Source organism: Dehalococcoidia bacterium, assembly GCA_025054935.1.
In the GTDB taxonomy this organism is placed as follows: domain Bacteria; phylum Chloroflexota; class Dehalococcoidia; order SpSt-223; family SpSt-223; genus JANWZD01.
Genome location: JANWZD010000009.1, coordinates 47083 through 59625, shown reverse-complemented (window position 1 = coordinate 59625; position 12543 = coordinate 47083). Strand labels below are relative to the sequence as shown.

The following is a 12543-nucleotide window of genomic DNA, read 5'->3' as shown; positions in this document are numbered from 1 at the left end:
TCCCCGAAGGCCCGCCGGACGCGCACACAACAGATGGAACCGGAATAGACGGAAACGGGTTGACGCTGTGCGACGAGTAAATTGGCCGCTTCTAGTCTTCATTGTGCTGCTGACTGGCGTTTCGCTCTGGTTCATCTGGCCGCAGAAGCCGTCGAACTACCTGCCCGGGTTTATTCCTTGGCCGGAGAGCAAGGGGGTGCGCATTCAGATCGGCAACACCACCTTCGAGCGGGTCGGCCAGCGACTCGGGCTCGACCTGCAGGGCGGCACGAATATCGTCCTCCAAGCCGACCTGTCCAAGGTGCCTGCCGATCAGCGGCAGGAAGCGATGACCTCGCTCGTGCGGAACATCGAGCGGCGGGTCAACGCCTACGGCGTCGCAGAGCCGGTGATCATGCAGCAGGGCGAGGACCGCGTTGCGGTGCAGCTGGCGGGCGTGCGCGACGTCGAAGAGGCGAAGCGGCTGATCGGCCAGACAGCGCAGCTGAACTTTAAAGAACGGACGATCGGGCCGGACGGGCTGCCCCAAGATAAGGAGCTCGGCCTGACGGGGGCCGACCTTCGGCGGGCCTACGCAGCGCTTGAGCCGACGCTGAACCAGCCGGTTGTCCACTTCGAGTTCAACGACCGCGGCGCTGAGATTTTCGGGGAAGCCACAACCCGCCTCGCCCCCATCCGCGGCCAGATCGCGATCTACCTCGACAATGAGCTGCTGACCGCTCCCCAAGTCGACGAGCCGATCCTCGGCGGCCGCGGCTTCATCCGGGGCAACTTCACCATGGACTCCGCCCGGACGCTCGCGATCCAGCTGAACGCCGGGGCGCTGCCGGTGCCGGTCTCGGTCATCCTCCAGCAGGATGTCGACGCGACCCTCGGCGCCGATTCGATCCAGAAAAGCATCGTCGCCGGCCAGATCGGCATCCTTGCCGTCGCGGCCTTCATGCTCGTCTACTACCGACTGCCGGGCGCGATCGCCGTGCTGGCGCTCGCGATCTATGCCATCTTGACCTTGGCCGTCTTTCGGCTTATTCCGGTGACCCTCACCCTCGCCGGGATCGCCGGCTTTATCCTCTCGGTCGGGATGGCCGTCGACGCGAATATCCTGATCTTCGAGCGTATGCGGGAAGAGCTCCGGATTGGGAGAACGCTTGCCGGCGCGATCGATGCCGGGTTCAGCCGCGCCTGGCTGTCGATCCGAGACAGCAATATCTCGACCATGATCACGTGCGTCATTCTCTACTGGTTCGGCTCGAATTTCGGAGCCAGTCTTGTCACCGGCTTCGCCCTGACCCTGTTCATCGGCGTGATCATTTCGATGTTCTCGGCGATCACGGTGTCGCGGACATTCCTGCAGGCGGTGCAAGCGCTCTGGTTCAACGGCCCGCTTGGTCCGCGGGCGCGGTGGCTGTTCGGCATGGACGAGGCGCCGCCGGGGCGACCGAGCGTCGACCTGCCGACAGGGGCGCGCCCCGCTACTCGCTAGGGCGTGACGACGACCGCAAGCGCGCTGCCGCGAGCGCGCCGCTCCCCTCTCCCCGTCCTCGCAGATCTCGGGTCGGCGGCGCTCCTTTTTCTCCTAACGCTCCTTTTCTATTGGCGGATCGTGACGCCGGACCCGCTCAACCGCGGCGCTTTCCCCAAAGGCGATTTCGTCGAGCAGTTCTACTCCTTCGCCTTCTTCCGGACCCAAGAGCTTCTCGCCGGCCGGCTCCCGACGTGGAACCCGTATGTCTACGCCGGCCACCCGTTTCTCGCCGACATCCAATCGGCCGTGTTCTACCCGCTCCACTGGCCGACGACGCTGCTCGCCGGCCCCCGGGGCTACCCCCTCCAAGCGCTGGAGTATGAGGCTGTCTTCCACATCTTCCTCGCCGGGCTGTGGATGTATTTACTGGCGAGCCGCCTCACCGGCAGCCGGCCTGCCGGCCTCCTCGGCGGAATGGTCTATGGTTTCGGCGGCTACCTCTCTGGCTATCCGAGCCAGCAGCTCTCGGTGCTGGAAGTCCACACCTGGCTGCCGCTCCTCCTGCTCTGGATCGCGCTCGCTACCCGCGGCCCGTTTTCCCTCCGGCGCGCCCTTTCCTTCACCCTGCTCGGCGGGCTGACGCTCGGGGTCGCGCTCCTCGGCGGCCATCCGCAGGCGAGCCTCTACACCCTCTACGCTGCGATCGCCTATTTCACCTTTCGGGTCTTCGCTGAAACCGGGCTGTCTGCTTGGCGCGCCGCCGTGCCTCGTCTCGGGCTGGGCGCGCTGCTGGTGGCCGTCGGTCTTGGAACAGCGGCAGCGCAGTTGGTGCCGACGGTCGAGTTCATGGGGATCTCCTCGCGGGCGCGCATGCCGTTTGAGATGTCGGCGTGGGCCTTCCCTCTCCGCGACATTATCCAGCTGATCCTGCCCGGCGCGGTCAGCTACTACTCCCCGATGTACGTCGGCATTCTGCCGCTCGCGCTTGCCATCGGGGCAGTGGTCTGGACGCGCGCGCGCGAGCTGTGGTTTTGGGTCGGGCTGGCCGCCGTCGGCCTGCTCATCTCCTTCGGCGGCAATACCATCATCCACAGCGTGCTGTACAACGCTGTCCCCGGCGCAGGGATGTTCCGCCACCAGGAGCGGGGCATTGTCCTTTTCGCCGTGGCGATGGCGGTGCTCGGCGCGATGGGGGCACGGACGCTGTTCACCGCCGACCGCGCGCAGGTTGCCCGGCTGGGCGCACTGTGGCTTCGCGCAGTTCTTGCGGCGATTGCGCTCTTTCTCCTCCTCTACGTCGCCGGCCAGAACGCTGACGACGCGATCAAAACGCAGAACGCTGCCGCCTTCACCGTCGTAGTCACTCTGCTCGTCGGCCTGCTCCTTCTCTTTCGCGTGCGCGGGCTGCCGGCGGGCGTATTCATCGCGCTCTCCCTCGCGATCGTCGCCTTCGATTTGATCAGCGTCAGCTTCAACACCAACTTTGCGAAGACGCAGCCCGATGAGTACTACCGGCCGACTGAGATTCAGCGCTATCTTCAGCGCAACGACGCCAACGGGCGAACGCACAACGATTGGCAGTATCCCCTCAACTATGGAGATGTCTTCCGGATCCGCGATATCAACGGCGCTAGCCCCCTCGTTGTCGAGCGCTACCGTCAACTGCTGAACGCCGAGCCGCGCGAGCGCGTCTGGCAATTGCTGAACGTCAAGCACTTCGTCACTTGGCAAGGCGGGTTCCCCAACGGCGAGAAGGTGAGCGTTGAGCGGACCGGCGACCGCGAGGTGAACCTCTATGTCCTGCCTGACCCGCTGCCGCGCGCCTATGTGGTGCACGACGCGATGGTGATCCCCGACGACGCGCGCGCGCTGCGCACTGTGCTTTCACCCCAGTTCGACCCGGGCACGACCGCGGTGCTGGACCGGCCGCCGGCGATTGCGCCGAGCGGACGCAAGGCGCGCTCTCCGGCGACAGTGCGCGACCTTGCCCCCGATCGGCTGCATGTCGAGACAACGCTGAGCGAGCCGGGCGTGCTCATCTTGTCAGAGGTGTACTACCCCGGCTGGCGGGCAACCGTGAACGGCCAACCGGTCGAGATCCTGCGCGCCCACCATACGCTGCGCGGCGTGGCGCTCCCCGCCGGAACGCACTCCCTCGAGCTGGTGTTCGACCCGTTGACCGTGAAAGTCGGCCTCGCGATCAGCGGCGCGACGGTTGTGCTTGCGCTTGGCACGCTCGGCGCGCTCGCCATCGGACGCTTGCGCCGCCAGCCGCTCACGTCGACCGGGGAACGCGCGCAGGGCAAGGAGTGAAGCGCGAAGCCGCCCCGGGCAGTGCCGGACCATCTGGAGCCATGTCAGCAGCTCTCACGCGCTTGTGTCTGCGCGCTGGCAGGGCGTCGCCCGCTGTGCGGGCGACGAACCAAGGGGATCACGAAACGGAGCCGCCCGGCCAGAGCGACCGGGCGGGGGGAGCGGGTGATGGGATTCGAACCCACGACATCTTGCTTGGGAAGCAAGCACTCTGCCAGCTGAGTTACACCCGCATTCGCGAGGAGGCCGCCTTGACAAGGACGGCCGCGTCCTCCTACAATTGCGCGTTGGTTAGGCAAGCACTCCGGAGTTTGGAAGTTCCCCTCGTTGGCGATTCATTCCCCGAAGCCTTGGAGCCGATCCTGACTCGACCCGCGCTCATTATATCGGAGCGACCGGATGCCCGCAAGCGGGCGGTCGCGCCTTGGCAGCGGGGCGTCTCACGGACGGAGGCCGATTTCCGCGGGGCGCTTCGTTCTGGGGCACTTGCCTCTCCACACTGTCTCTAGCCTCGGAGAGACGACGCGATCGAGCCGGCGATTACGTTCGGGCGAGCTTCTCCCCTCTGCAGACCGCGGAAGAGCGCCGCGGCCCTTTCGCCTGGCTTGTCGCCCTTCTTTCGTCACCGCTCCGCCGGCGAGCGGAGCTCGCACCGTTCAGCGAAGGTCGGGAGTGTTCAAGCATGGTAACGACGACATTGGCACGCACCGATACCGACTCGATTATCGAGATCAAGGCATATAACCGAATCTCGGATGTGCTGGCCATCCCCAACCTGATTGAGGTGCAACTTCGCTCCTTCGAGTGGTTCAAGAAGGAGGGCCTGCGCGAACTGCTCGACGAGATTTCGCCGATCGTCGACTTCAGCAACAAATTAGAGCTCCGCTTCCTCGATTATGAGTTCGGCGAGCCGAAATACAGCGAAGCCGAATGTCGCGAGCGCGATATGACCTACTCAGCGCCGCTGCGCGTTCGCGTCCAGCTCGAGGTGAAAGAGAGCGGCGAGATCAAAGAGCAGTATCTGTTTATGGGCGATTTCCCGATGATGACGAAGAAGGGCACGTTCGTCATCAACGGCGCAGAACGGGTCGTCGTCTCGCAGCTGGTGCGTTCGCCAGGCGCCTACTTCACGCGCGAAGAGGACCCAACCACCGGCCGGCGCCTTTGCTACGGCAAGCTTATTCCGAGCCGAGGCGCTTGGCTTGAGTTCGAAACGTCCAACAAGGACGTCATTTCGGTCAAAGTCGACCGCAAGCGCAAGATCCCGGTTACGGTTCTGCTGCGCGCCGTCGGTCTAAGCTCGAATGATGAGATCCGTGCCCAGTTCGAGGATGTTGACACCGCTCCTGACCATCATTACATCGAATCGACGCTGCTGCGTGACCCGAGCAAGACGACGGAAGAAGCGCTCCTCGAGTTCTACCGCCGGCTCCGTCCCGGCGAGCCGCCCACGGCGGACAATGCCCGCACACTCCTGAATCAGCTGTTCTTCAACCCGCGCCGATATGACCTCGGCAAGGTCGGCCGCTACAAGCTGAACAAGCGGCTGAAGTCGCCGACGCCTCTCGAGGTGCGGATCCTGACCCCTGAGGACCTCGTCGCGATCGTCCGCGAGATGATCCGGATCAACAACGGGGTCAGCCATCCGGATGACATCGACCATCTGGGGAACCGGCGTGTCCGCGCCGTGGGGGAACTGATCCAGAACCAGTTCCGTGTCGGGCTCCTGCGGATGGAGCGGGTGATCCGCGAGCGGATGACGATCACCGACGCCGACCAAGCGACACCGAGCGCCTTGGTCAATATCCGCCCCGTGGTTGCGGCGATCAAGGAGTTTTTCGGCGGCTCGCAGCTGTCGCAGTTCATGGACCAGACAAACCCGCTCGCCGAACTGACCCATAAGCGCCGGCTGTCTGCTCTCGGCCCGGGCGGCCTCTCGCGCGACCGCGCCGGCTTCGAAGTGCGGGACGTTCATCACTCTCACTACGGACGGATCTGCCCGATTGAGACGCCGGAAGGGCCGAACATCGGCCTCATCGGCTCCCTCGCGACGTTCGGCCGCATTAACGACTACGGCTTCATCGAAACCCCCTATCGCCGCGTGATCAGCGCGATCGACCCCAAAGCCGAGGACGCCGCGGAGCTCCTTGTAGGCCGGACGCTGCGTGAAGCCCTTGTCGATGAGCAGGGCGAGGTCGTCTTTGAGGCGGGCACGGAGCTCGACGAGCAGGCCGCGCGGCGCGCCGTTGCGGTCGCGAAGCGGCCGATCAAGGTGCGCCCATTCGTCACCAATGAGATCCAGTATCTTCCCGCCGATGAGGAGGAGCATTACGTCATCGCTCAGGCGAACGCGCCCCTGAACGAGCGCAACGAGTTCATTGAGCCGCGCGTTGAGGTGCGCTACGGCGAGAAGTTCCTGACCGAGCGCGCGGAGAATGTCCAACTGATGGACGTCTCGCCGAAGCAGATCGTCTCGGTGGCGGCCTCGCTTATCCCCTTCCTCGAGCACGACGACGCCAACCGCGCCCTTATGGGGTCGAACATGCAGCGCCAAGCGGTGCCGCTGGTTGCGCCGGAGGCGCCGCTCGTCGGCACCGGCATGGAGAGCCAAGTCGCGCGCGATTCTGGCCAAGTGCTTATCTCGGGCGTCGACGGGGTGGTGGTTTCCTGCACCTCAGAGCGCATCATCGTCCGCGACGATGAGGGGTATGAGCACATCTACCCCTTGATGAAGTTCATCCGCTCCAACCAAGCGACCTGCATCAACCAGCGGCCGATCGTCTTCCCGGGCGACCGGGTTAAGGCCGGTCAGCCGCTTGCCGACAGCTCATCGACCGATAACGGCGTGCTGGCGCTCGGCCAGAATGTGCTCTGCGCCTTCATGAGCTGGGACGGCTCGAATTTTGAGGATGCGATCATCCTCTCGGAGAGCATCGTCCGCGAAGATAAGTTCACTTCGATCCATATCGAGAAGCACGAAGTCGAAGCGCGCGACACCAAGCTCGGGCCAGAAGAGATCACGCGCGACATCCCGAACGTGGGCGAAGAGAGCCTCCGCGACCTCGACGAGAACGGCGTCATCCGGATCGGCGCCGAAGTCGGGCCGGGCGACATCCTCGTCGGCAAGATCACGCCGAAAGGAGAAACCGAGCTGACCGCCGAAGAGAAGCTGCTGCGCGCCATCTTCGGCGAGAAAGCGCGTGAGGTGAAAGATACGAGCCTGCGCGTGCCCCACGGGGAGCGGGGCAAGGTGGTTGACGTCAAAGTGTTCTCCCGCGAGAACCACGACGAGCTCCCAGCGGGTGTCAACAAGCTCGTGCGCGTCTCGATCGCCCAGAAGCGCAAGATCTCGGAAGGCGACAAGATGGCGGGGCGCCATGGCAACAAAGGCGTGGTGTCGCGCATCGTCCCGATTGAGGACATGCCGTTCCTGCCGGATGGGACCCCAGTCGAGATCATCCTGAACCCGATCGGGGTGCCGAGCCGCATGAATGTCGGACAAGTGCTCGAAACGCATCTCGGCTGGGCAGCGAAGACGCTCGGCTTCCGGGTAGTGTCCCCGGTCTTCGACGGCGCCCGCGAAGATGCGATCGAAGACGCACTCGCGCGAGCGTGGCTTGTCGGGAAGGCAAACGACCCCGACCCGCACTACCGGGCGGCCAATGGCGCAATCTCGCGGCTCGCAATCCGGGAGACGACGAAGCGCTGGCTGGCCGAACGCGGGTTCGATGCCGACGCCGTGTTCGACGACAATCAGCCCGGCTATGCCACCGAGGTCTGCTTGAAGCTGTGGCTGACCGAGATCGGCGTCGACACGACCGGCATGACCCGTGACGACCTCGTGGCCGCTGCCTTCGAGAAAGCGCGAACGCATCATCTCCCCATGCCGATCACGGGCAAGATGACCCTGTATGACGGCCGCACGGGCGAGCCGTTCGACCGGCCCGTGACAGTGGGCTATATCTACATGCTGAAGCTGGTCCATCTCGTCGAGGACAAGATCCACGCTCGGTCGACCGGTCCCTACTCCCTGATCACCCAGCAGCCGCTCGGCGGCAAAGCGCAATTCGGCGGCCAGCGCTTCGGAGAGATGGAAGTGTGGGCGCTCGAGGCGTACGGCGCAGCACACACCTTGCAAGAGATCTTGACCGTGAAGTCAGACGACGTCGTCGGCCGGGTCAAGACCTACGAAGCGATTGTCAAAGGCGAGGACATTATGGAACCGGGGGTCCCCGAGTCCTTCAAAGTCCTCGTCAAAGAGCTCCAGAGCCTCGCCCTCGCCGTGGAAGTCCTGAACGAAGACGAAGAGCGGATCACGTTCGTCGAGGACACCTTCGGACTGGACATCCCGGAGCTCGGTATCAACCTCCATGGGCTTGAGGACGATCGGGAGGAATAACGGTGCTCGAAGTCAACGATTTCAATGCAGTTCGCATCTCCTTGGCCTCGCCGGAGCAGATCCGGAGCTGGTCCTATGGCGAGGTGACCAAGCCGGAGACGATCAACTACCGAACGCTCAAGCCAGAGAAAGACGGTCTCTTCTGCGAGAAGATCTTCGGTCCGACGAAGGACTTCGAGTGCTACTGCGGCAAGTACAAGCGTGTTCGCTTCAAGGGCATTATCTGCGACCGGTGCGGCGTTGAGGTCACGCGCGCCAAGGTGCGCCGCGAGCGGATGGGCCATATTGAGTTGGCCTCGCCCGTCTCCCACATCTGGTTTGTGAAGGGGACCCCAAGCCGGCTCGGCCTGCTCCTCGAAATCTCCCCGCGCGACCTTGAGCGGGTTCTCTACTTCGCCCAGTACATCATCACCTGGGTCGATCAGGACGGGGTCGCCCGCGCGCGCGCAGCGATTGAGGAAGAGGTGCAGCGCGCCCTCGGCGAACAGGCGGAGGCACTTCAGGGGCAGATCGCAGAGCTGAAGCAGCGGCGAGAGGCGATCCGCGCTGAGGCAGAGGCCACGAAGAAGCAGCAGCTAGCCGCCCTGCAGCAGGAGTGGGATGCCGCCCGAGCAGCGCTGATCGCCGAGCGGACCCGCCTCGAAGCGGCGCTGCGAGCCCAGCTTGGCCAAGCCGCCAAAGAGCCGATTACGTTCCGCGGCGTTCTGATCGTCGCCGAGGATGCCGCCATCAACGAAGCACGGCTCGAGGAGCTGGACCTCGAGGCAGCGGCGCAGGCGCGCGCAATCGAGGAGGAGTTCGAGCGGAAACGCGACGGGATCATCGCGCTTGCTGATGCGACTGCCGAGCAAGCGATCGGAGAGATCGAGGCAGAGATCAAGAAGGTCGAGCAGAAGCTGAAGGCGGAGCAGGACCGCCTCGAACGAGAGAAAAAAGAACGGCTCGAAGAGTTGGACAGCCTCCGCGTTCGCGAACTGCTCAACGACGTGAAGTACCGTGCGCTGCGGGAGAAGTACGGCAGCCTCTTCCGGGCGGGAATGGGCGCGGAAGCGGTGCGCGAGATCGTCGCTGCTATCGACCTCGACGCCCTCCGCGAGGAGCTCCGCAGCCAGATCTATTCGACCTCGGGGCAGAAGCGCAAGCGCGCCACCAAGCAGCTTCGCGTCGTTGAGGCGTTTCGCAAGAGCGGCAACCGTCCTGAGTGGATGATCTTGACGGTGCTGCCGGTGCTGCCTCCCGACCTGCGCCCGATGGTGCAGTTGGACGGCGGCCGGTTTGCGACGAGCGACCTGAACGACCTCTATCGGCGCGTCATCAACCGGAATAACCGCCTCAAGCGGCTGATCGAGCTCTCAGCGCCGGAGATCATCATCCGCAACGAGAAGCGGATGCTCCAGGAAGCGGTCGACTCGCTGATCGACAACGGACGACGCGGCCGAGCGGTGTCGAGCAGCTCGAACCACAAGCTGAAGTCGCTCTCCGACATGCTGAAGGGCAAGCAGGGCCGGTTCCGGCAGAACCTGCTGGGCAAGCGAGTCGATTACTCCGGCCGCTCGGTCATCGTCGTCGGCCCGAACCTGAAGCTGCATCAGTGCGGACTGCCGAAGCGCATGGCGCTTGAGCTGTTCAAGCCGTTTGTGATGCGGCGGCTCGTCGAGAAGCAGTATGCCCACAACATCAAGAGCGCCAAGCGGATCGTCGAGCGGGTGCGGCCGGAAGTGTGGGATGTGCTCGAAGAGGTGATCCAAGATCGACCAGTGCTGCTCAACCGCGCGCCGACGCTCCACCGGCTGGGGATCCAGGCCTTCCAGCCGGTCTTGATCGACGGCAGCGCGATTCAGATCCACCCTCTCGTCTGTGCTGCCTTCAACGCCGACTTCGACGGCGACCAGATGGCGGTGCATGTCCCGCTCTCCAAGGCGGCGGTCGAAGAGGCGAAGACGCTGATGCTGTCGACCCAAAACCTGCTCTCGCCCTCCTCAGGCGAGCCGATCGTCGCCCCGACGCTCGATATGGTGCTGGGCTGCTACTACATGACCATCCTGCGGCCGGGCGCCAAGGGCGAAGGCTCCATCTTCGCGGACTTCGACGAAGCGAAGCTGGCGTATGACCTCGGCATTATCGATCTCCAAGCCGAGATCCAAGTACCGATCGCGCCGCCGGACGACCCCGAGCATCCCGTGCTGACCCGCACCTCGGTCGGCCGGATCATCTTCAATGAGGTCCTGCCCGAGAAGCTCGGCTTCTGGAACGAGGTGATGGACAAGAAGGCGCTCAAGCGGGTCGTCGCGGAGTGCTATCGCCTCCTTTCGAACGAAGAGACCGCGCAAGTCGTCGACGAGATCAAGCGGCTCGGCTTCGACTTTGCGACTCGGTCCGGCATCACGATCGCGATCAGCGATATTCAGACGCCGCCGAATAAGGAGAAGCTGCTCGCTGAGGCAGATCAGCGGCTTGCCGAGATCGAGCGACAGTACCGGCGCGGGCTGATCTCGGAGGAGGAACGCTACCAGAACAGCGTCGACCTCTGGAGCGAAGTGACGGAGCAGATCGCGCGCGACATCGAAGCGCATCAAGACCCCTTCGGGTCGATCCACATGATGGCGAACTCCGGCGCCAAGGGCAATATCGCGCAGATTCGCCAGATGGCAGGAATGCGCGGCCTCATGACCGACCCCTCCGGCCGGATTATCGACCTGCCGATCCGGTCGTCGTTCCGCCAAGGGCTGTCAGTGCTCGAGTACTTCATCTCGACGCACGGGGCGCGCAAGGGCCTGGCCGACACCGCGCTCCGCACCGCGGACTCGGGCTACCTGACACGCCGCCTGATCGACGTCGCGCAGGATGTTATCGTCCGCGAAGAAGACTGCGGAACGCGGACCGGGATCATCCTCGATGCGCTGGCGAAGAGCGAGCGCACCGACACCCTCGGAGACCGCCTCGTCGGCCGCATTGCGCCGGAGCCGATCCGCGACCCGAACACGTTCGCGATCATTGTTCCGGCAGACTCTGAGATCGATCACGACCTCGCGCGGGCCGTCAACCGCGCATGGGACGACTACCGCGCCAAGCTGAAGGCGGGCGAGGTGCCGAAGGAGCATGCCGACCGGGTGATCGCGGAAGGCGTGCACCAGATCATGGTGCGCTCGCCGCTCACCTGCCGGGCACGCCACGGCCTGTGCCGGCGCTGCTACGGGTGGAGCCTCGCGCGCGGCCGGCTTGTTGACCTCGGCGAGGCCGTGGGAATCATTGCCGCTCAATCGATCGGCGAGCCGGGCACCCAATTGACGATGCGGACCTTCCATACCGGCGGCGTCGCTTCGGTATTGGACATCACGAGCGGTCTGCCGCGGGTGGAGGAGCTGTTCGAGGCACGCACTCCCAAGGGCCAAGCCATCATCTCCGAGATCGACGGTGTCGTCGAAGTGCTGCGCCAAGACGACAACGTGCGCAAGATCAAGGTCGTCAGCACCGAAGTGTATCGTGACGAATACCCGATCCCGGCGGGCTACACCGTTCTGGTCGAGCCGGAAACGCCCGTTGTCACCGGCGATGTGCTTGCTGTTGCTCCGGAAGCAGCAGGGCAGGAGCTGGCCGCGCTCGATGACACCCTCGCGATCCGCGCCCGGATCGGCGGCGTCGCCTCGATCGAAAACGGCCAAGTGATCGTCACCTACGAAGAGCGCGAAGAGCGCGAGTATATCGTGCCGGCCAACGCGCGCATCGACGTCGAAACTGGACAGCGGGTGCAGGCAGGGCAGCGGCTGACTGACGGGTCGGTCAACCCGCAAGACATCCTGCGCGTGCTCGGCCGCGACGCCGTCCAGCTGTACCTCGTCGAACAGGTGCAGCAGGTCTACCAGCAGCAAGGCGTGACGATCAACGACAAGCATATCGAGACGATCGTCCGCCAGATGCTGCGCAAGGTGCGGGTCGACTCGCCGGGAGACACCGACCTGCTGCCGGGCGAGCTGGTCGACCGCGCTCGCTACGAGGAGATTAATGCGGCGATCTTGGCCGAAGGCGGCGAGCCGGCCACGGCGCAAACGGTGCTGCTCGGCGTGACCAAAGCGTCGCTCAACACCGATAGCTTCCTTGCGGCGGCGAGCTTCCAAGAGACGACACGGGTGCTGACCGAGGCCGCGATCAACGGTGCCGTCGACCGGCTGTTCGGGCTGAAAGAAAACGTCATCATCGGCAAGCTCATCCCCGCCGGCACGGGGCTGAACAAGCAGAAGCGCGCCCAGCAGCTGCCACCGGCGCCGCTGGATCAGCTCGGGCCGCCGGGCGGCATTCACCCCGACCTGAGCACGCTGCCGCTGCCCGAGCCGACGGAAGGGTTCAACTAAGCGCGCCCCCGCCGCTC

4 protein-coding genes and 1 tRNA gene are annotated in these 12543 nt (G+C 64.5%); 4 read left to right on the top strand and 1 reads right to left on the bottom strand.

Features of this window, described 5'->3' with window-relative positions:
* Positions 1–67: 67 nt before the first annotated feature.
* Both secD and NZ773_10705 read left to right on the top strand, forming a co-directional pair.
* Entirely contained in the window at positions 68–1483 is a 1416-nt protein-coding gene (gene secD, locus NZ773_10710) for a protein translocase subunit SecD (GenBank protein ID MCS6802394.1), read from the top strand.
* A gap of 3 nt (positions 1484–1486) precedes the next feature.
* Positions 1487–3778 (top strand): YfhO family protein, encoded by a 2292-nt coding sequence (locus tag NZ773_10705; GenBank protein MCS6802393.1) that lies wholly within the window; start codon positions 1487–1489, stop codon positions 3776–3778.
* Positions 3779–3938: 160 nt separating this feature from the next.
* Here NZ773_10705 and NZ773_10700 read toward each other — a convergent pair.
* Positions 3939–4011 (bottom strand) — tRNA-Gly (locus tag NZ773_10700).
* Positions 4012–4460: 449 nt separating this feature from the next.
* On the opposite strand from NZ773_10700, the gene NZ773_10695 reads away from it, so the two are divergent.
* Together NZ773_10695 and rpoC are read left to right on the top strand one after the other, a co-directional pair.
* Complete coding sequence (locus NZ773_10695; protein ID MCS6802392.1) at positions 4461–8177, top strand: DNA-directed RNA polymerase subunit beta; 3717 nt, start codon at positions 4461–4463, stop codon at positions 8175–8177.
* Between the two features lie 2 nt (positions 8178–8179).
* Positions 8180–12526, top strand: a complete 4347-nt coding sequence (gene rpoC / locus NZ773_10690; GenBank protein MCS6802391.1) for a DNA-directed RNA polymerase subunit beta' — start codon at positions 8180–8182, stop codon at positions 12524–12526.
* The last annotated feature ends 17 nt before the right edge of the window (positions 12527–12543 follow it).